This window comes from Streptomyces sp. NPDC079020 (assembly GCF_044542225.1).
In the GTDB taxonomy this organism is placed as follows: domain Bacteria; phylum Actinomycetota; class Actinomycetes; order Streptomycetales; family Streptomycetaceae; genus Streptomyces.
The window spans coordinates 434,326-453,920 of the sequence record NZ_JBITUB010000004.1 but is presented as its reverse complement, the minus strand read 5'-3'; the positions used below and the strand labels follow the sequence as shown (position 1 = coordinate 453,920).

Here is a 19,595-nt window from a genome sequence, read left to right as displayed (position 1 = left end):
CCGTGCTCAGAAATAGGCCGGTCACCGATCGGGACGTCATCCCGGTCATTCGTCGATCCCTCCGGTGCCGCCCGTCAGCTGGGAGAGCCGGAACACCACGAACTCGGCCGGCTTGACCGGCGCGACACCGATCTCACAGATGACCTGACCTGCGTCGATGCTCTCGGGCGGGTTGGTCTCGCGGTCGCACTTCACGTAGAACGCCTCGTCGGGCGTCAGCCCGAACAGCGACCCCTTGCGCCATTCGTTGACCAGGAACGCCGAGACCGTACGGCGGATACGGGCCCACAGCGCATCGTCGTTCGGCTCGAAAACGACCCATTGCGTACCGGCGAGGATCGACTCCTCCAGGTAGTTGAAGAGCCGCCGCACATTCAGGTACCGCCAGGCCGGATCCGAGGCGAGGGTCCGCGCCCCCCACACCCGGATGCCCCGCCCGGGGAAGGCCCGGATGCAGTTGAGCCCGATCGGATTGAGCAGATCGTGTTCACCCTTGGTCAACTGCGTCTGCAACACCACGGCGCCCCGAACGACTTCGTTCGCCGGGGCCTTGTGCACTCCCCGGGTGTCGTCGTTGCGCGCCCAGACCCCGGCGATGTGCCCGCTCGGCGGTACGAGGACGGGGCGGCCGCCGGACGCGGGGGTGGCGATGCCGATCCAGGGGTAGTACAGGGTCGCGTACTTGGAGTCGAAGTTGGCGCGATCGGTGCGCCAGCCCTTGATCTGCTGGGGCGAGAGGCCCGGCGGCGGGTCGAGGATGGCGACGCGGTCACCCATCAGCCGGCAGTGCGAGATCAGTCCCTGCTGGACGGCGATCACCGCGTCCAGATCCAGCAGTCCGCGTTGCAGGGCACTCATCAGGTCGGGGACCGCCACCATGGTGACCTCGTCGACCGCTTCCAGGCCGCCCAGCCCGGTCCGGCGGTCGGCGTCACCGACGTACAGCTCGGGGGTCAGCGACCCGGCACCACCGGCGGCGGGCGCGGCGGGCGCGAGGGTGACGGACTGCGGCTCGGGCCGGGCGGGCGCGGCGCCGCGCCCCGACTCCCGTACCTCGATGAGCTCGGACCTGGCGTTGACCCGGGTGGCGACGTTCTCCTTGCTGCGCTTCGTCGTGACGGACGGGTACGTCTCGGCGACCTGGCCGTCGCGCTTCACGATGAGCTGGAAGACATCGGAGGGCGGATCGTCGCCCTCGGCCTCCGCGACCTCGACGCTGATCTCCCCGGTAACGCCGGGCCGGGGCTTCACGGCGTACGGCCCGACCTGGACCTCCGCCCCGGCCGCCGGCTCACCCGTCTCCCCGTCGCCGTCCCGCGCACCACTGTCGTCGATCCGGACGACGTAGCAGATGCCACCGCCGTTGGAGAAGAAGCCGTGGACGGAGGAGGCGAGGTACGCACCGTCGACGAAGTCACCGAAGGTACTGACGAACTGGCTCCAGTTCGTGATCAGCGTCGGCTCGTCGAAGGGTCCCCGCTGGGCGAATCCCACGAAGGCGGCGACGGACGTGCCCACCCCTTCGATCGGCCGGGATCCGGAATCGACCTCTTCGACGTAGACGCCCGGGGACAGGTACGACGGCATATGAGCCTCTCCTTGACGCGCTCCTCGACGTGCTCCTCGCCCCGTGCCTCGACCGGGGAACGCCGGCAATTCTCGCCACTCGTTCGATCACCGGGAACGGATGCGTGGCCGCCCCGCCGTGCACCGGCGGCTGCCCGAAGAGGCAACGTGACAGCCCCGTACGAACCGTCCGGGGGTGCCCCCGCCCTCGCCCGCGCACACTCCGCCCGACCCTGCCCGCGCCCGGCACCCTGACAGGCACCACATCCGGGCAACCCACGGCCGGCGGGAGGGTCGGGGAGTGAAGGCGGTTCCTGAGAAGGCCCCCACGACACCGACCCGTACCGACACCGTCGCCCGCACGGACCGGCCCCCCACGGCCCCGTCACCCTCGCCGTCCGTGGACCGCCGCTCGCTCCAGCGGCTCCAGCGGGCGGCGGGGAACGCGGCGGTGTCGCGTCTGGTGGCCCAGCGCTACACGGCCCCGGTGAAGCCGTCCCCGGCCCAGGCCCCGGGTTTCCGGGCGGTCAAGGCGGACGTGGCGGCGAAGAGGACACGGATCGCCGTTCACCCGCCCGCGGCCGCGGAGTCGAAGGCGTCGCAGGACGCGGCCGTGGCGCCCCCGGACGACAAGGAGGCGCAGGGCAAGGCGGCCAACGCCGAGAAGATGAACGCGGCGAAGCCCGGGGAGTTCGACAAGAAGGCGTTCGTCGACGCGGTCAACAAGGCGATCGACGCGCAGGCGCCGAAGAACCTCGACCAGGCCGACAAGTTCTCCAAGTCCGGCAAGGCCGACAAGATCAAGGACGAGGTCGACGGGAAGGTCACCGACGGCAAGGAGTCCTCGGCCAAGGACATCGACACGGCGACGAAGGCCCCGCCCGACACCTCGGCCGCCAAGGACAAAGAGGTCACTCCCCTCACCCCGGACCAGCCCCCGGCGAACCCGGGCGCCCCCTCGGCGTCCGACGCCGTACCGGCGAAGCAGCCGGCGGCGGTCACGGACTTCTCCGAGGGCCCGGCCGCCAACGACCGGGCGATGGCGGACGCCGAGATCACCGAGGAGCAGCTCGCCAAGGGCAACGAGCCGGAGTTCGACGAGGCGCTCTCCGCGAAGAAGACAGCCGAAACGGACTCCGCGAAGGCCCCGGCGAAGGGCCTGGCGGCCGAGGACCAGCAGCTGGCGGGGGCGAAGCAGAACGCGGCGGCCTCCGGCGCCCAGGCGATGACCGCCCTGACCGCGACCCGTGCCGCAGCCGGGAAGCAGGTCGACGGCGGCAAGGGCGACACCAAGTCCAAGGACGAGAAGAAGCGCGCCGAGGTCACGGCGAAGCTCCAGAAGGTCTACGACGGCACGAAGAAGGACGTCGAGACCACGCTCTCCGACCTGGACAAGAAGGTCGACACGGCGTTCACATCGGGCGAGAAGGCGGCCCGGGACGCGTTCACGGCGGACCACAAGCGCCGGATGAAGAAGTACAAGGACAAGCGGTACTCGGGCATCGGCGCCGGAGTGAAGTGGGCGAAGGACAAGCTCATGGGGATGCCGAAGGAGGCGAACAACCTCTACCAGGAGGCCCGCAAGCTCTACGTGTCCCAGATGCAGACGGTGATCTCCGCCGTCGCCGACCTCATCGGTACGGAACTGGGCAGGGCGAAGGCCCGTATCGCGAAGGGCCGCACCGAGCTGAAGGCCGAGGTCGACAAACTCCCCGCGGACCTCAAGCAGTTCGGCGAGGAAGCGGCGAAGGACTTCGCCGGCAAGTTCGAGGACCTGGAAGCCACGGTCGACGAGAAGTCCGAACAGCTCGTCCAGGACCTCGCCAACAAGTACACCGCCGCCCTGAACAAGATCGACGAGGAGATCAAGAAGCTCCAGGAGGCCAACAAGGGCCTGATCGACAAGGCGATGGACGCGATCGTGGGCGTCGCCAAGACGATCAACGAGCTGAAGAACCTCCTGTTCGGCATCCTCGCCAAGGCCGGCTCCGCGATCATGAAGATCCTCAAGGACCCCATCGGGTTCCTCGGCAACCTGGTCAAGGCCGTCGGCGCGGGCCTCAACCTCTTCATCACCAACATCGCCGAACACCTGAAGACCGGCGTCGTGTCCTGGCTCCTGGGCACCGCGGTCAAGGCGGGCCTCGAACTCCCCGCGAAGTTCGACCTCAAGGGCATCATCCAGCTCATCGGCTCGCTGCTCGGCCTGACCTGGGACAACATCCGCGCCCGCGTCACCCGCAAGGGCGTCCCCGACGAAGCGATGACCGCCGTCGAAACGTCCGTCCCCGTAGCGAAGAATCTCGCCCGCGAGGGCCCGGCAGGCGCGGTCAAGGAAATCCAGGCCGAGGCCGGCGACCTCAAGGCCACGATCCTGGAAAAGCTGACGAGCTACCTGATTCCCACGGTCATCGTCGCCGGCATCACCTGGATCCTCTCCCTCCTCAACCCGGCCTCCGCCTTCATCCGCGCGGTCAAGGGAATCATCGACATCGTCACGTTCATCGTGACCCAGGGCGCCCAGGTAGCCGACTTCGTCAACGCGGTCCTGGACGCGGTCATCGCCATAGCCAACGGCGGCGCCGCAGGCGTCCCGAAGCTGGTGGAAGCCGCCCTCGCCACCAGCATCCCGTTGTTGATCGGGTTCCTGGCCTCACTACTGGGCATCGGCGGCCTCGCCAACAAGGTGAAGAGCGTGTTCCACGCGGTGTCCCGCCCCGTCAACAGGGCCATCGACAAGATCGTCGACTTCATAGCCAAGAAGGGCAAAGCCCTGTGGGACAAACTCAGGAAGAAGGATGAAAAGAGCCCTGCAGGAAAAGGCCCAACCGCGAAAAGCCGGGCCGTCAAGGAAGATAAAGCAATCAAGGACGCAAACCGCCTACTGAACCGCAAACCGCCAAAGGAGGTCGTTTCCGATCGACTGCCCATTATCTCCCATCGGCACGGCATTCCATTGCATCTCGTAGTGGAGTCGAAAAATACCCATACCGAACGGGTCCACGTACAAACGATGTCGAGCAACAGCGCGAACTTGCCGACCGACAGCGACCCGGCTTCAAAGGTAGATCTCGTGGGTAAGAATTTCGTCGAACATGGAGAACAGCTCATACAAAAAGCGCATACCGACTGGTGGGACAAGCAACTAAAACATCCGGAAATCACAAACGGAAACACAAACAGAAAAATATGGGAAGACATTAGCATTCTCCCACCGACGAGCGTGCTGGCGAAAAGGCATCTTAACGATAGGAGCGCGCACGAGAAGGTAACAAAGGACTACTACTCCGACGATCGTAGCGATCCCAATAGAAGCCACTTCTACACCAAAGTTTTCGGAGACTCACAGAAATATTCACGAGAGAAAGTCGTCGGATTACTCGGCAATGCTGCGCTGAATACGATTCGCAAGGTTGGCCTCGAGAGCGCACGTCAGTCGCAAAACGGAGAAGCCGAAAACGCCCTCAAGAAGATGCGCTTCCTTCCAAACGAAAGCCACTATGGTCGATTCGACCCATTCCCCAAGGGCACCAAGACTCCGGATCGCGAATTGGAGAAGGCAATCGAACAGATCAGCGCTCCACCCAGGGAGAAGATCACCACCTTTCTTCAGCTGATCATGGAGGGCGAGACTGTCGGAACAATTAATTGGGGGACGTTCAAAGATCTCTGGGATAACCATGGAAATTCGAGAGCGTACGTGAAGACAAAATTCCGCGAAGCCGATGGAGGCAAGCACGAATGGATTCCGACGAACTACATCGCCGATGTGCTGCATTTTGCAGTGGAGCACAGAATGAGGGGGCGCCTCAAAGCCGCACGGGACTGGCTCACCTTGCATCATAAATTGCGCTCGTTCACTTCGGACGTGATCTATAGCGTGGAGATACCGCCCGGGTCCGAACGGATTACAGAAAGAGGCTCTATATTGGCTCATGCAGGTGCGTTCTTCACCGTCGACGGCCGGACATTCATCTTCAACGACGGCGATGACCCGTGGCACAAGGGACTGCGTGGATTATTTGATGACTTCATAGGAGCCAATCGGTCAGGAACTGCGTTACAGTTTTTGGAACTCCTTCAGGCCAAACTTCCCAAGCCTGGGACCGCCCCCGAGATCGAGCGGCTCATATGGGATCCAGAAGTCCGCCCCATCCCAGCTGCCATGCAAAATGTCGAGGTCGATGCAATATATCGCAGCATTACGGTAAATCCAGATGGAGTTGTCCGGACGGACGACCGCGCAAGAATAACTTTGGGTGATCTGGAAACTCTTCAGAAGATCAACTACGCACGGGTGCGCGCCGACTTTCAGAAGGTCCACGACATTCTTAGCGGGGAGTGAAGAACTCATGGGGAGCCCCATGGAGCCCGAGATCGTGAAAGGCGTTGAGCTGGCCCGGCTGCACAAACGACTGCGAAGGGATGATAGCGACACGATCAAAGAGCTTCATGTGGCTCACGCGAAATCCTTAACCGGACTCGCAAACTTTCCAGACCTTGAGATCCTCATTCTTGCTGGCTGTGATCCAGTAGCTCCTGAAACCCTGCCTACTCTGGAGCACCTTCTATCACTACGGATTCACGACAGCGGCCTCCGCGGCCTTGAAGGTATGAACAAATTCCCAAGTCTGCGCCTGCTGGCAATGCCAAGAAACTGGATTCACGATGCATCCCCGCTTCTGGATTGCAATCTCGCAAGTCTTGAGATCGAGGGTAACCCGTTGTCGCGGAACTCGTATGAGGTAGTTCTCCCGGAGCTGATGCGCCGCGGATGCGATGTTTCTCGGTCGCAGGAGCGTGAATGGAGAGCATCTCTCCGCATCAGGGAGACAAACATTCCTCTCAGCTGTTACGAGAACAGTGGCCAATATTATCTTTGCAGTCCAGGCCTTGAAATCACTGAAAGTCCTGACACCGACCACCCCGAGATCGAAATCGACGAGGTGGAAAATCTGCTGGACAGGGACCCGAATAAGCTCCTGGACCTGTTCCGTCAGCGAGGAGGCGTTTGGCCGCCTCCGGACCTCTGACAGCACCACTTAGATCAAATTGTGGGCTGGACGCCGATGCCAGCGTCAACCGGACCGGCTTCCGGCGCTGATGGAGTCCTTGGGGTCGTCGCGTACGTGCGCGCGGTCACCCTCGCGGAGGCCGATCCCATGGGTGCATACAAGGCGAGCACGGCCTAGGCTTCCTCGCGGTTCGTCGTCGCCCCAGTGACCGAGGAGACGGCCGCCCGCGCCATCGACACTGTCGTGGCGGCCACCGCTCCGCGTGTACAGAAGCCTGTGGTCGTGCTCACTTCGGATACCGAAGACATGCTCATTCCGTGCGGCACGGCTGTGGCCGTCGTCGAGGTCTGACCCGACGGTGCCGATCGCCGACCCGAAGCTGTTCAGGGCTGTGTCGCGCCTCGACCTCGCGTGAGGCAAACCGCACGTATCAAATCCTGCAACTCCCTCTTCCCAACGTCTTATTGATGACCCCTTCGCTTGATCGACCCACTCGGGCACCTGGAACGGGAGACGCATCATGTGTGCGAGAAGTGTTCTGGACCGGCTCGCTGCCACAGCGAGCTCCGCGCTGACCGCCGTGGGGGTGGGCCTGCTCGGGGCTTCTCCCGCCGCGGCCGTCGACTACTACAAGCTTCCCTACCCGGCGGGTGAGGCGTACACCGTCATCCAGGGGCCGGCGGGGACGTACTCGCACACCAGCCCGTACAACGAGTACGCCTCAGAGCGGCATCGAGGTCATCATCCGGCACTCCAACGGGCAGTGCACCCACTACGGGCACCTCAACCGGGCGACCTACAACACCGGTGACTGGGTTCCGCAGGCAGGGCCGGATCATCGGCTGGTCGGGCGGTATGGGGGCGGCCACCGCGCCGCGCCTGCACTTCCAGGTCATCAACTGCAACACCCGGGTAGTTATCCCCGCCCTCTCCAGGGCTGGACTCCCTACACCGGAACGGCTGCATAAGCTGAAGGCAGATGGTCGCAAACCGATTCTCGCCCCTGGAGTGACTGGCCTCCGTAGCGTCACGTCGCCTTGGCGTCACCTGCCACACCGTCAAAGGGCTTCGTGTCCAACCGGTGGGTCTACCAGACAACAACCTTGTGCGGTCGGTCCTAGACCGGCGATCGGCCAGCCCGTCATCCGGCAGTCCCCAAGTCATCGAACTCTCCCGCCTTAGCCCCTCTGATCCAGGCATCCATCTCGGCCCGAGTGAAGAAGACCACGCCCGCTTCAGGGTGATTGCTGTTGCGGACAGCTATGCGACCGTCATTCAAGGGCGCGACCTCCACACAGGCGCCCTGGTCGCCACTGAAACTGGACTTCCGCCATGCCGCATCCGCCAACACGGCGTGTGGATCGGCAGGGTCAAAGCTGTTCATGTGTACTCCTCCGCGATGTCTCGCACCATCTTGATCGACGCGTCCGGACTCAAAGCGAGCGCTACCAGGTGTTCGAAGGCCACATTATGCGCATCGATTTCGTGGGCCCCTTCGAGGTACAGGGCTCCAGCCCGGTGCTCCACGTACGCGACGCCCGGATCGGCCGGCCAGGGAAACCCCAGGATCTGGAACGGGCCTGCGGCCATGCCGGGGTGAGCACCGTGCGAGTACGGAAGGACCTGCACCGTGATCTTCGGGTGCTTGGCCATCTCGGCCATGTGAATGAGCTGGTCCCTCATGAGCGCCGCACCGCCGACCACCCTGCGCAGTACGGCTTCGTTGACGACCGTCCAAAGACGCAGTGGTTCAGTGTCCCGGCTGAGCGCAGTCTGTCGGGTCATGCGCAGGTTGATGTGTCGTTCCACATCCGCGTCGGCCCGCTCGGCAGTTCCGCGACGCGTGATGGCATCGGCGTACGCCCGGGTCTGGAGCAACCCGGGAACAGCTTCACTCTCGTAAGCGCGGATCTGTGAGGCTCCCTGTTCCAGCCCAACGAACAACGAGAACCAGCTCGGCACCGGGTTCCCGTCGAGCCTCTCCCACCAGCCCTTCTGGCGAGCGTTCTTGGCTGCTCCGAGGTAGTCCTCCCAGCGTTCTTCCGGAACGTTGTAGAGAGGCAACAGCACTTCGTCCAGGTCGCGCACAACGACTGGACGTTCAGCCTTCTCGTAGTAGGAGACCTTCGCCACGGTGCACCGCAGCGCCTTGGCCACCTCCCGCTGGTCCAGGCCCGCTTGCCTCCTGAGCCGGCTCAGTTCGAAGGCCAACCACCGCCGCCACACCGTGGGGCTGGATGTCTCCGTCACCGCACACTCCTTCCCGTAACTCGGCGCGGCTGTTGAGTCTCGCGCTCGGTTGAAGTACCTGCTTGCCTCATGGTGATGCCCCTCTGCAAGGACGCTCTGGCACATCACCTGTTTGAGCGACTAGTGGTCTGTTGAATGCAAATTTAGACTCAACAACAAGTTGCCCGACGGAGAGGCCTGACGTGCACTCAGCATCACAGCAGCCCACAGGACCACCCCACGACGTGGCCGGTTCTGCCGAGTGCGCGCCGTTCGTGGCGGAGGATTTCCAGATCCTCCTGGAAGACCTCGTCATGGACTCGGCACCACGGATGTTCGCCGTCGTCCAGGAACTCGGTGAACGGGAGGATGCATGGGTGGCTGCGTGGGGGCTGGCCTTCGAAGACCGGGCGGAGGTCGTCGGCATCCACGGCAGTACCCGGATGAGCCTCCGCTCGCCGGAGGCCGCACTGCGGTACTTCAGCCCGGACAAGGCGACCCGTCCACGACTGATCTGGGTACGCCCCGTTTCACTGGACGGGTAGCTGACGCCGCCGCAGGAGGTGGAGACAACTTCCCTCCCAAATGCCGTCCACGCCAGACCCACATGCTGAGAGGGCCGAGGACTCGCGGATCCATGAGTTCTCACACATCGGCCACCCGCACAGGCAGCGCCTTCAACCCGTTGATGAAGTTCGACACCAGGCGGCGCGGTGGGGCCGCCTGGTGGAATGTGCCCGGAGGCAACGCGCGGCACGTCTCCTCGTACAGGACCCGTAGTTGCAACCGCGCGAAGTGCGCCCCCAGGCAGACATGAGGGCCGTCGCCGAAAGAGATGTGCGGGTTCGGGGAGCGGGCCAGGTCCAGGGTGAACGGGTCGGGGAAGACGCGTTCGTCGTGGTTGGCCGAGGCGTGGAAGACGACCACCTTGTCGCCGGTACGGATGCGCGTGCCGGCCAGAGTCGTGTTCTGACGGGCAGTGCGGCGGAAGGACAGGACCGGGGGATGGCGGCGGAGCAGTTCGTCCACGGCGGTGGTGAACCCCACCTCGCCGTCGCACAGGCGGCGGTACGCATCCGGGTGCTGGGCCAGCAGGTGCAGGCCGCCGGGGGCCGCGCTGCGTACCGTGTCGTTCCCGGCCACCACCAGCAGGAAGAAGAACATCTCCAGTTCGGGCACGGTCAGTTCGGGGTCCTTGGCGAGGGCCGTCATCACGTCGTCGGCAGGCTTCCGGCGCTTGTGTGCGGCCAGCTCGTGCGCGTAGTCGAACATGTCGCGCAGTGACGCCGGAGAGCGCGGGTTGACCGGCTTGCCGTCCGGGCCGAGTGTCGGTGTCCCCGCCTCGTCGGGGTCCTGGTAGCCGATGACCCGCTGGGTCCAGTGGAGAAGGAGGCCCCGGTCGCTGTCCGGTACCCCCAGCAGGTCCGTCAGGTTGAGCAGTGCGTAGTCGTCGGTGACCTGGGTGACGAGGTCGCAGGTGCCATCGCCGCCCCGCGCCTCGGTGACCGCCCGGTCGAGCAGGGAACGGGCGCGCTCCCGGACAGCCGCCTCGAAGCGGTCCACCCGCCCGGGGGTGAAGGCGCGGCTGACGAGCGTACGCAGTCGCCGGTGGTGCGGTGGGTCCTGGTTGAGCATCATGCGGCGGACGAACGGCAGGTCGGCGGGGTCGGGGTCGCGGATCTGGGTGGCGCCGAGGTACGAGGAGTACGTGGAGGAGTCCTTCAGGACCCGGACCACGTCCTCATGCCGGGTGACCGCCCAGAATCCGGGGCCCGCGGGCCAATCCAGTACCTCCGGCTCCTCCTGCCACGCGACGGGGTGGTGATCGCGCAGGTGGCGGTAGCGGTCGTGGGGGATGCCCCGCGCGTACTGCCTCGGGTCGAAGACGTCCGGTGCGGGGGTTCGGGGGCTGGACCCGCTCACGCCCGTACCTCGAACAGCGTCCACCGCTCGGGCGGCTGAGAGCCTGTCGGGTGACCTCTGATCGGGCGGCCACGCCCTGGCACGCACGTTTCCGGCGTGCCGAAATGCCCTGGTAGCTCCGCTACGAGGCCATACCGGCGCCTTGGAATCGCACGCACCATGCCGCGTCCACTCGCCGATCGAAGGCCACCCGACAGGCTCTGAGGGAACTCCGGACGAGGGGCGACGGGCGGGTTCACTGCTCGTCGTCGAGGCCCTGGACGTCGACAGGCCGTGTTCCGTCGAAGGTCACGAGGATTCCGTACGGATCCGCCAGCCGGAACCGGCTCTCGGCAAAGCGGATCGCCCAGGTCCAGCCAGCCCAGTTCCTCGGCCGTGAGTTCGAACTGACGCTCCCGGAGTCGGGTGCGGCAGTACTCCATGGCTTGGCCGACGAAGACATCTAAACGGCTCACCACGTCGTGAGCGAGCCGGAGGGCCGGCTCGTCCGGCGGGGCGGCCGGCTCCATCACCAGACTCGCACCGGCCGGGTCCGCGCCTGCCGGCTCCGGAAAGTACCCGGTCCAGCGGGCCAGTGATGGAGGGCTCTCCGTCCGCACCAGCGCGAGCCCGGCGATATGCAGGGTCGCGGGCAACCCGGCTCCAGGGCCGCGCTCTTCAACGCCGGGCTCCACCGCGCGGGCCTCCACCGCGCCGGGCTCTTCGCCTCCCGAGCCGCCCGGTGGTACACAGTTGTCGGACATCGGCCCAGGCTAACCTGGGCCCACAACGTCATCGAGTGGTGTGGTCAGGTTCCCAGGCCGGCATCTCGTGCCAGCAGTGCGGCCTGCACCCGGTTCTCGCAGTCCAGCTTGGTCAGAATCCGGCTCACATACGATTTGACTGTGGCCTCGCTCATATGGATCCGCTGCCCGGCGTGAGCGTTGGACAGGCCCTCACCCAGAAGCGCCAGGACCTCCAGCTCGCGGTTGGTCAGCGAGTCCAGCCGGCGGCGGGCCTGCTCGGCCCGGTGAGCGCTCTGGCTGGACGCCAACGAGTCCACGACACGGCGGGTGGCACCCGGCGACAGGTACGCGTCTCCGGCCGCGGCGGCCCGGACCGCGCGGATGAGTTCCGCGGGCGCCGAGTCCTTGAGCAGAAAGCCCACGCCGCCCCCGGTCAGTGCGCGCAGTACGTTCTGCTGTTCCCCGAAGGTTGTCAGGATCAGCACCCGCGTGTCAGGCACGGTCCGGTGCAGCTCGGCCAGCGCCGTCAGTCCGTCCATGACCGGCATCTGGATATCCAGCAGCACGACGTCCACGCGGCGGGTCCGGGCCAGTTCGACCGCCTCACGGCCGTTCTCCGCTTCGCCGACGACTTCGATGTCGTCGGCGGAGGAGAGAATCATCCTGACGCCTGCCCGGATGAGCGGCTCGTCATCCGTGACGAGAACGGTGATCATGAATCCCCTGCGCGGTGCTGGAGTATCTGCCTGCGGTCACTCGCCATCATCCCTGACCGAGCGCCCGGCATTTCTCAGTTAGTCACCTCGAAGGACTTCTTCTCAATCAACTTGCCGTCCTTGAAGCAGAACCGGAAGACCGGCTCCATGTTTGGCTTGCCGCTCGACTCCGTGGACGTCAGGCTGAGGCACTCCGCGCCCTTGGGCACGGGCGGCGCACCCGATTCCAGGCCGTCGGTCACGAAGCGGTTCTCCTTGGGCAACTGCTTGCGGATCTCTGCCTCGGACTGGCCCACCTTCACCGCGTCGTACTGCTTCGGCTCGATCCTGGCCTTCTCCGCCTTGTCCAGAAGGACGTATCCCCCGACGCCGACGGCGGCGATCACCAGCAGCAGAGGGATCAGTACCGCCAACCCGCAGCCGATGGCTATGCCGCTTCCGTTCTTCCTGCTCATTGCCTTGGCCAGCTCCTTCAGGGCGTTCCCGTTCATGACAGGACCACCCTCGCCCGAGGAGTCCCCGGGGGTCTGCTGCCAAAAGGCGCCTGTTGGATCGACGAACGTCGTCGCCACGTTGCCGGGCGCGGGGCTCGGGACACCGCCTTCCGGCGATGTGTACGGCAGCACGCCCGCCAGCCGGAAGCCGCCGTCCGCCGTCGGGCCCGCGTGCGCCATGCCCCCGATGAGCCGGGTCCGCTCACCGAGCCCGGTCAGCCCCTGGCCTCCGCTCACCACGCCCCGGCCGTTGTCCGTCGTCCCGGTTGCAGGTCCGTTGGCGACCTCCACCACCAGCGAGTCCGGCTCATACCGCAGCTCGACGGTGATCGGCGCGCCGGGGGCGTGCTTGTGGGCGTTGGTCAGGCCCTCCTGGACGATGCGGTACGCCGCATGATCGGCGGTCGGGGGGAGCGGGCACGGCACGCCGGAGTGCCGCAGCTCCACGGCGGCGCCCACGCTCCGGGACGTTCCCACCAGGCCCTCGATGCCCGCCACCCCGCGCGACAGCTCCGTGATGTCCTCCGCCGCAGCCGCGACGCCCGGGGCGGTGCGGTCCTCGTTTGGGACCTCCCTACCGTCGCGCATCACCTGTACCACCTCGCGCAGCTCGTGCATCGCGGCCACCGACGCCTCGCGCAGCACCCCCACCGCCTCCCGCTGCCGTCCGGTCAGCTCGCGGTCCACCTCCAGCGCGCCCGCGTGCACCGAGATGAGCACCAGCTGATGGCCGAGGCTGTCGTGCATGTCCTGCGCAATGCGCTGACGCTCCCGCGCCCGGGCCTGCCCGGCGATCATCGCGCGCTCACGTTGCTGCTGGGCGTCGTACTCCCGGAGCGTGTCGGCCAGCGTATGGTGCTGCGCCCTGTAGAGGCCGGCCAGGCCGGGCGCGATGATCGCGACCAGCGGCCACAGAACGCCGAAGACCGAGCGGGACAGTGAGAGGTGAGGCAGCGCCTGCACGACTGCCAGGCCGACGTTGAGGACGTATGCGAGGGCGAAAGCGGCGACGGCCTTGCCGCCCCCGTCGATCCGCCGCCCCGCCGACCACGCGGCGACAAGGACCAGCGGAGCGAGAGCGCCGAACAGGACAGAACCGCCGGCGGCCACCAGCAGCACGGTCGCGGGCAGCGTCCGGCGCAGGAGTGACAGCGCTGCGATCGCCAGCCCGGCGGCAGCGATCCGTACGGTGCCGCCGTGGTCCAGGGCCGCGAGACCTGCTCCCAGCAGCCCGACCACTACGCTCAGCAGCGATTCGCCCACGATGCGCCAGGGAGACCACATTCCGGGGGCCAGGAGAGCCCTGCCCGGGGCAGCCGCCCGCAGGGTCGCCGAACGCAGCCACCCCGCCAGTGCCTGGCGAGCCGGTACGTCAGGGGCCGTAGATTCCACACGAGTCACCTGGCTACGTTAAGACCCTCTCGACCCCCTTTGCGCCGGCCATAGGTCGCGACGGCCAACGACGAAAGTCCCCACCGGCCTCGGCCGGGAGCTGTCCGGTACCTGCTTTTCACGGGGCCGCCAGGACGTGGAAACCGCGTGGTCGCCCGGTTCGCGGTGCCGGTATCGTCCGGTCCCACGCCCCGCCGTACCAGCGGCCTACGTTCAAAGAGCGATACGGATGACCGGCCGACGAGCGGTGACGACCTTGTGGCGGCCCACCGGCCCCGGGGAACTGGACCTGGTCCGCGAGCTCGACTGGCGTGCCTGGCCGCCCCGGCTGCCCGAACAGCCGATCTTCTACCCGGTCCTCACATGAGCCTCAGAGCCTGTCGGGCGGCCGGTTATGCGTGAAGCGTGACGGTCGCGATCTGCCCTCCGGGCATGGCGACGACCCCGGAATGATCACGTGGTGTGTGCCAGTGCGAAAACTCCGAGGCCGTCAGCGGCCCATGCTATCCGTCCAGCCTGACCGATGAGATGTGGGAGATCATCCAGCTGCTTCTTCCCGTGCGTGACCTGCGAAGAGGCGGCGGCGTGCGCAAGTACGGGGACCGGTTGGTGCTCGACTCGCTCTTCTACGTGCTGCGGTCGGGCTGCCAGTGGCGGATGCTTCCGCGCGATCTGATGCCCTGGGACGCGGCCCACCGCTGGTTCACCAAGTGGCGGCGGGACGGCACCTGGGACCGCGTCCACGACGAGCTCCGCCACCAGGTCCGGGTCGGGGCCGGACGCGATCCCGAGCCGTCGGCCGCCGTGATCGACGCCCAGTCGATCAAGACCAGCGAGGGCGGCGAGGCGCGTGGGTTCGATGCGGGCAAGCGAACGACAGGGCGGAAGAGACACGTGATCGTGGACACGATGGGCCTGCTGCTGGTCGGTTGCCGTCACCTCCGCGTCCCTGCAGGACCGGGCGCCGGAGGCCGCATCGTCCTGGCCCGTCTCGCAAAGGGATTCCGCACGGTCAGCCTGGTGTGGGCCGACGGCGGATACGCCAACTCCGTTGATTCCACGCTGCTTTCATGGGCCCACGACACGTTGAACATCGTTGTGGAGATCGTGAAGCGGACCGACGACGTCAAAGGCTTCAAGGTCTTGCCCCGCCGCTGGGTGGTGGAGCGTCCTGCCCCGCCGCTGGGTGGTGGAGCGAAGTCTCGGCTGGCTGGTCCGAAACCGTCGGCCGGCCCGCGACTACGAACGGCTTACCGCGACCTCCGAGGCCATGATCAAGGTGGCGATGATCCGCCTGATGCTCGTCCGGCTCGCCGGTCAGCCATCACGGTGGAGCCATGAATCCCACCGCAAGACCGCCCGAACCAAGACCATCGAGGACCTCATCACAGCGTAATCAACCGGCCACCCGACAGGCTCCGAGACAGGCCGGACGCGGGAACCCGAAGCGCCCCGAGGATTCCGCGCACCCGCTGCGGCGCGGGTGCCGACGTCCGCCGGATGACGGAGCCGCCCATCGAGTGGTCGATCAATGCGGTCACGCTGACTCCCGTCACGGTACGGCGATGATCTCCGGTCACCTAGCCCGCCCGTCCACGGTGGTGGCAGGAAACGGTCCGCGCAAGGGCACACGCGGGAACAGGGTCATCGTCGGCGTGGTCACCCCTCGTGGAGGCCGAAGCGTTCCGGGGTGCTCTCAAGGGAGGCAAACCGCATCTGCCGAATCCTGCAACCCCCTTTCATGGACGTCGAGTTGATGACACGTTCGTTTGATCGACCCACGCCGGGCACCTGGAACGGGAGACGCATCATGCTGTGTGCGAGAAGTGTTCTGTACCGGTTCGCTGCCACAGCGAGCGCCGCGCTGACCGCCGTGGGGCTGGGCCTGCTCGGGGCTTCTCCCGCCGCGGCCGTCGACTACTACTACGAGCTTCCCTACCCGGCGGGTGAGGCGTACACCGTCACCCAGGGGCCGGAGGGCACGTACTCGCACACCGGCCCGTACAACGAGTACGCCTGGGACCTCGGGCTTCCGGCGAACTACGAGGTGTCCGCCGCGCAGGGCGGCACGGTGCTCGTGTCGGACTGGTCGCCGTACTGGCAGAACGGCATCGAGGTCATCATCCGGCACTCCAACGGCCAGTGCACCCACTACGCGCACCTCAACCGGGCGATCTACAACACCGGTGACTGGGTTCCGCAGGGCCGGATCATCGGCTGGTCGGGCAGCACCGGGGCGTCCACCGCGCCGCACCTGCACTTCCAGGTCATCGACTGCAACACCCGGGTCGGTATCCCCGCCACGCTCCAGGGCTGGACCCCCTACACCGGAACCGCCCCGGTGAGCGTCAACACTCGGGCCTGACAGCCCCGGCGCACCCCTGGCTCACGGGCCCCCTGTCAGCGTGACGGCCCGGAGCCCTCACCCCTGCACCAGCCCCAGATACGGCCCGAACTCCGAGGCCAGGGTCAGCCGGCCCAGTTTCTGGTACTCCCGCTGGATCGCGTGGATCAGCGTCTCCATCGTCACCACGCCGCCCGTGTCCGCCGCCAGGTACGCCGCCGTCACCGCGATCGAGCGGATGTTGCCGCCCGCCAGCTCGAAGTTCTCCGCGCAGAAGGCCAGGTCCAGGTCCTTGCCCCTCGGGAGCAGCGGGCCCAGGCAGCGTTCCCAGAGGACCTGGCGCTGGTCCGGGTCCGGGACGGGGAAGTCGATGACCAGGTCCAGGCGTCGGGTGAAGGCGTCGTCCAGGTTGGCCCGGAGGTTGGTGGCGAGGATGGCCAGGCCGTCGAAGGACTCCATGCGCTGTAGGAGGTACGCGGACTCCACGTTCGCGTAGCGGTCATGGGCGTCCTTCACGTCGGAGCGCTTGCCGAAGATCGCGTCGGCCTCGTCGAAGAGCAGGACGCCGTTCACGCCCGCGGCCTCCGTGAAGATGCGTTCCAGGTTCTTCTCGGTCTCACCCACGTACTTGTCGATCACCGTCGCCAGGTCGACCGTGTACAGGTCCAGGCCCAGGTCCGCCGCGATCACCTCGGCCGACATCGTCTTGCCGGTGCCGGAGTCGCCCGCGAAGAGGGCCGAGACGCCGCGGCCCCGGCCGCCTCCCGGGCGCATGCCCCACTCCCCCAGAACCCGGTCGCGGTGCCGGGCGCGGGCGGTGAGTTCACGTAGCTGGGCGTGGGCGTCGGGCGGGAGAACCAGGTCGTCCCAGGTCACCGCAGGTTCGATGCGTCGGGCGAGGCGGTCCAGGCCGGCCGCGTTCTGGGCGCGGGCGCCCTGGCGTACGTGGTCGGCGGTGAGGGTTCCGCCGTTGAGGCGGGCCGTCCGGGCGGCGCTGTGCGCGGCGCCCGTGACCTGTTCCGGGGTGAGGAGGAAGGGGGCCAGCAGGTGGTCCGCGTCGATCGTGGGCGGGACGGGGGCCGGGGCCAGGTCCCGGTACGCGTCCGTCCACAGGGTCCCGCGCGCCGAGGGCTCCACCCGTGGGGCGTGCAGGAGCAGCGGCGGGGTGGCCGACCAGGACGCGTCCCACGGCACCCTGCCGACCATGACCGTCGGTACGGGGGTGGCGGTGAGAAGCCTCAGCAGGTGCGGGTGCTCCCGGGAGACCGCGTCCAGCGGGGCGCAGACCAGGCCCGCCCCGGTCAGTCGCGCCTCGCGGACCAGCGCCCGTACCGCCTCGGCCGGGGCGGGGTCCTCGGCCAGCCGGGCCAGGTCCAGGCCCAGGACCCCGAGGCCCGCCAGGCTGAGCGCGGAGGCAGCCAGCGCCGTACCCGCGCCGCCCTGGTCCTCGCTGAGGTAGGCCAGCGGAACGCCGTCGGACAGGACCCCCGCCAGTGGTCCCGGGTCGCCCACGCCCGCCACCGCGTGCCAGGGGGCCAGCAGGTCGGCGAGGCGTGGGGCCGGGGTGTCGTCGCCCAGGAGATGTGCGGTGACCCGGTCCGGTACGCGAAGGGCGCGGCTGAGGAACGGACGGTCCAGGTCCTCGACCAGGAGCAGCCTGCCCTCACGGAGCGGGGCGCGGGCCGACAGCCGTCCGCGTGCCGCCTGATCGGCGGGGGTCGAGCCGCAGAGGCCCAGGGCCAGGCCGATGGACGGGCGGCGGCGGGTCACGTCGTCGTTGAGGTAGCCGTAGAACGCCTCGAAGCGGTCGTCCAGGTCCGGTACGAGGGCGATGAGCAGGATCTCGATGTCGAGCGGGGTGAGCCCGAACTCGGTTGCCAGGGAGGTGAGCCGGGACGCGGGCCGCGCGGGGGCGTCGGGGACGGACGGGGCGGACAGGGCGGCGGGGGCGGACGGGCCGAACGGGGTGACGGAGGCTCCCGGGCCCTCCGGGACGGGCGGACCCTCCGGAACAGCCGAGCCCTCCGGGACGTGCAGGGACTCCGGAGCCACCGCGACCGGATCGGGGAACCCGCGTACCGCCTTCTCGTCCAGCAGCCTCACGATGTTCTCGTCCGTGAGGTACAGACCGCGGAACGCGTCGTCCGGGTCGGGATCGGTGCGCTGCCGGGCCTCGACCGCACGGCGTACCCGCTGCTCGACGGCTACCGCTCGGGCGAGCAGGTGGCGCAGGCTCGGATCGGCCGACGCGACCACGGGGGCAGGGGCAGGGGCAGGGGTAGCCGACGGTACGGGGCCGGGGTCGGCCGGGGTCGTCATGCGGTGCTGTCCTCCGTACGGCCGTCCCGGTCCTGGGAATCACGGTTCTCGGTGATGCGGAGCGAGAGGCCCCGCCGGGCCCCCGCCGTGCCGGAAGCCACCGGTTCCTCGCGGCCGGGGCGGGCCGGACGGCCGGGGCGGGACCCGTACACCGGCAGCCCCTTGCGGCCGGGCTGGTCCTGCGTCTCGCCCTCGGTTTGGGCGGGTATGTCGCCGAACCGCGCCTGGAGTCCCTCGTCCCCCACCGGGGGACCTGCCTCGTATCTCGGCGAGGCCGTCACCGGGACGCTGATCACCAGGTCCAGCGAGGGCTTCAGCTCACCGCCCAGCGCACTCCACACGTCCGCGAACGAGCGGTCCTCGGGCGGCGGCAGCGCGATCGACATCGGTACGGCGGCCCCGATCTCCGCCAGTGAGCCGGCCAGCCGCTCCGGGGGCAGCGCCTCGTAGCACAGCAGACACGCCAGCAGCGAGGACAGCAGCCGGTGCTCGTCCTCCGGGCGCTTCGTCCACGCCGTGATCAGGTACGACAGCTTGAAGTAGCGGGGCGGACGGCGGCGCGCGACGACCGCGCCGCGCTCGTCGTACTCGTTGTGCAGGCCGCGCTCGCGGCGCCTCATGTCCTCTCGGATGTCGTAGAGGTAGAGGTTGACCATGGGCGCGTTGACCTTCGCCGCCCACTCCCGCGTCGGCGCATCGAAGACGACCGAGATCTGACCGCCTTCGAGCACTTCTGCCCGGATCAGCGACCGTAGTACGTCGTCGACCTCGTGGATCATCCGGCGACCGCCCTCAACATGCTCGTCCCCCTCATGACCGTCGTACAGGTCATGACCGTCGTACAGGTCATGCCCGTCGTCCAGGTCATGCCC

At 67.3% G+C, this 19,595-nt stretch carries 15 protein-coding genes and 2 pseudogenes; 9 read left to right on the top strand and 8 right to left on the bottom strand.

The window, feature by feature from the left end:
* Positions 1-45: 45 nt before the first annotated feature.
* Entirely contained in the window at positions 46-1,587 is a 1,542-nt protein-coding gene (locus ACIGJO_RS11550; RefSeq protein WP_399955557.1) for a phage tail sheath family protein, read from the bottom strand.
* Positions 1,588-1,966: 379 nt separating this feature from the next.
* Between ACIGJO_RS11550 and ACIGJO_RS11545 the strand changes: the two genes are divergently transcribed.
* From ACIGJO_RS11545 to ACIGJO_RS11530, 4 genes are all read left to right on the top strand, one after another.
* Entirely contained in the window at positions 1,967-5,911 is a 3,945-nt protein-coding gene (locus ACIGJO_RS11545; RefSeq protein WP_399955554.1) for a hypothetical protein, read from the top strand.
* Between the two features lie 19 nt (positions 5,912-5,930).
* The gene (locus ACIGJO_RS11540; RefSeq protein ID WP_399955551.1) at positions 5,931-6,599 is read left to right on the top strand and encodes a hypothetical protein; all 669 of its coding nucleotides are present in this window, start codon (positions 5,931-5,933) and stop codon (positions 6,597-6,599) included.
* Between the two features lie 186 nt (positions 6,600-6,785).
* Positions 6,786-6,932 carry a hypothetical protein gene (locus ACIGJO_RS11535; protein WP_399955548.1) on the top strand — a complete coding sequence of 49 codons (147 nt, stop codon included), beginning with the start codon at positions 6,786-6,788 and terminating at the stop codon, positions 6,930-6,932.
* A gap of 169 nt (positions 6,933-7,101) precedes the next feature.
* Entirely contained in the window at positions 7,102-7,392 is a 291-nt protein-coding gene (locus ACIGJO_RS11530; RefSeq protein ID WP_399955545.1) for a hypothetical protein, read from the top strand.
* A 330-nt stretch (positions 7,393-7,722) separates the two neighbouring features.
* Here the strand turns inward: ACIGJO_RS11530 and ACIGJO_RS11525 are convergent, their stop codons facing one another.
* Together ACIGJO_RS11525 and ACIGJO_RS11520 are read right to left on the bottom strand one after the other, a co-directional pair.
* Positions 7,723-7,965, bottom strand: a complete 243-nt coding sequence (locus tag ACIGJO_RS11525) for a DUF397 domain-containing protein (RefSeq protein WP_399955543.1) — start codon at positions 7,963-7,965, stop codon at positions 7,723-7,725.
* The gene (locus ACIGJO_RS11520) at positions 7,962-8,831 is read right to left on the bottom strand and encodes a helix-turn-helix domain-containing protein (RefSeq protein WP_399955540.1); all 870 of its coding nucleotides are present in this window, start codon (positions 8,829-8,831) and stop codon (positions 7,962-7,964) included. The genes ACIGJO_RS11525 and ACIGJO_RS11520 overlap by 4 nt, the downstream gene beginning before the upstream one ends.
* Positions 8,832-9,055: 224 nt before the next feature.
* Between ACIGJO_RS11520 and ACIGJO_RS11515 the strand changes: the two genes are divergently transcribed.
* The gene (locus ACIGJO_RS11515; protein WP_399955537.1) at positions 9,056-9,355 is read left to right on the top strand and encodes a hypothetical protein; all 300 of its coding nucleotides are present in this window, start codon (positions 9,056-9,058) and stop codon (positions 9,353-9,355) included.
* 100 nt (positions 9,356-9,455) lie between these two features.
* On the opposite strand, the gene ACIGJO_RS11510 is transcribed toward ACIGJO_RS11515, so the two are convergent.
* The 3 genes from ACIGJO_RS11510 to ACIGJO_RS11500 all read right to left on the bottom strand — a co-directional run bounded on the left by ACIGJO_RS11510 (position 9,456) and on the right by ACIGJO_RS11500 (position 13,952).
* Positions 9,456-10,733 (bottom strand): cytochrome P450, encoded by a 1,278-nt coding sequence (locus ACIGJO_RS11510; protein WP_399955534.1) that lies wholly within the window; start codon positions 10,731-10,733, stop codon positions 9,456-9,458.
* 787 nt (positions 10,734-11,520) lie between these two features.
* Positions 11,521-12,174 (bottom strand): response regulator, encoded by a 654-nt coding sequence (locus ACIGJO_RS11505; RefSeq protein WP_399955531.1) that lies wholly within the window; start codon positions 12,172-12,174, stop codon positions 11,521-11,523.
* A gap of 74 nt (positions 12,175-12,248) precedes the next feature.
* Positions 12,249-13,952, bottom strand: coding sequence for a sensor histidine kinase (locus ACIGJO_RS11500; protein WP_399955720.1), 1,704 nt, complete (start codon positions 13,950-13,952; stop codon positions 12,249-12,251).
* A gap of 337 nt (positions 13,953-14,289) precedes the next feature.
* Here ACIGJO_RS11500 and ACIGJO_RS11495 point away from each other — a divergent pair.
* The 4 genes and pseudogenes from ACIGJO_RS11495 to ACIGJO_RS11480 all read left to right on the top strand — a co-directional run.
* Positions 14,290-14,421: pseudogene (locus ACIGJO_RS11495) on the top strand (ADP-ribosylation/crystallin J1); the annotation flags it as partial.
* A 101-nt stretch (positions 14,422-14,522) separates the two neighbouring features.
* Positions 14,523-15,218: pseudogene (locus tag ACIGJO_RS11490) on the top strand (IS5 family transposase); the annotation flags it as partial.
* Positions 15,219-15,246: 28 nt separating this feature from the next.
* Complete coding sequence (locus ACIGJO_RS11485) at positions 15,247-15,456, top strand: hypothetical protein (RefSeq protein ID WP_399955525.1); 210 nt, start codon at positions 15,247-15,249, stop codon at positions 15,454-15,456.
* Positions 15,457-15,870: 414 nt separating this feature from the next.
* Entirely contained in the window at positions 15,871-16,425 is a 555-nt protein-coding gene (locus ACIGJO_RS11480; RefSeq protein WP_399955522.1) for a M23 family metallopeptidase, read from the top strand.
* A 57-nt stretch (positions 16,426-16,482) separates the two neighbouring features.
* Here ACIGJO_RS11480 and ACIGJO_RS11475 read toward each other — a convergent pair whose 3' ends face one another.
* Positions 16,483-18,723 (bottom strand): ATP-binding protein, encoded by a 2,241-nt coding sequence (locus ACIGJO_RS11475; protein ID WP_399955520.1) that lies wholly within the window; start codon positions 18,721-18,723, stop codon positions 16,483-16,485.
* Positions 18,720-19,502, bottom strand: coding sequence for a DUF4255 domain-containing protein (locus tag ACIGJO_RS11470; protein ID WP_399955517.1), 783 nt, complete (start codon positions 19,500-19,502; stop codon positions 18,720-18,722). Before ACIGJO_RS11470 ends, ACIGJO_RS11475 begins: the two co-directional genes overlap by 4 nt.
* Between the last annotated feature and the right edge of the window lie 93 nt (positions 19,503-19,595).

What these genes read in the sequence shown, in the direction of transcription:
- ACIGJO_RS11470 (WP_399955517.1), bottom strand. Translation starts at nt 19,502, where the DNA reads ATGATCCACGAGGTCGACGACGTACTACGGTCGCTGATCCGGGCAGAA.
- ACIGJO_RS11525 (WP_399955543.1), bottom strand. Translation starts at nt 7,965, where the DNA reads ATGAACAGCTTTGACCCTGCCGATCCACACGCCGTGTTGGCGGATGCG.
- ACIGJO_RS11530 (WP_399955545.1), top strand. Translation starts at nt 7,102, where the DNA reads ATGTGTGCGAGAAGTGTTCTGGACCGGCTCGCTGCCACAGCGAGCTCC.
- ACIGJO_RS11505 (WP_399955531.1), bottom strand. Translation starts at nt 12,174, where the DNA reads ATGATCACCGTTCTCGTCACGGATGACGAGCCGCTCATCCGGGCAGGC.
- ACIGJO_RS11540 (WP_399955551.1), top strand. Translation starts at nt 5,931, where the DNA reads ATGGAGCCCGAGATCGTGAAAGGCGTTGAGCTGGCCCGGCTGCACAAA.
- ACIGJO_RS11475 (WP_399955520.1), bottom strand. Translation starts at nt 18,723, where the DNA reads ATGACGACCCCGGCCGACCCCGGCCCCGTACCGTCGGCTACCCCTGCC.
- ACIGJO_RS11480 (WP_399955522.1), top strand. Translation starts at nt 15,871, where the DNA reads ATGCTGTGTGCGAGAAGTGTTCTGTACCGGTTCGCTGCCACAGCGAGC.
- ACIGJO_RS11550 (WP_399955557.1), bottom strand. Translation starts at nt 1,587, where the DNA reads ATGCCGTCGTACCTGTCCCCGGGCGTCTACGTCGAAGAGGTCGATTCC.
- ACIGJO_RS11500 (WP_399955720.1), bottom strand. Translation starts at nt 13,952, where the DNA reads ATGTGGTCTCCCTGGCGCATCGTGGGCGAATCGCTGCTGAGCGTAGTG.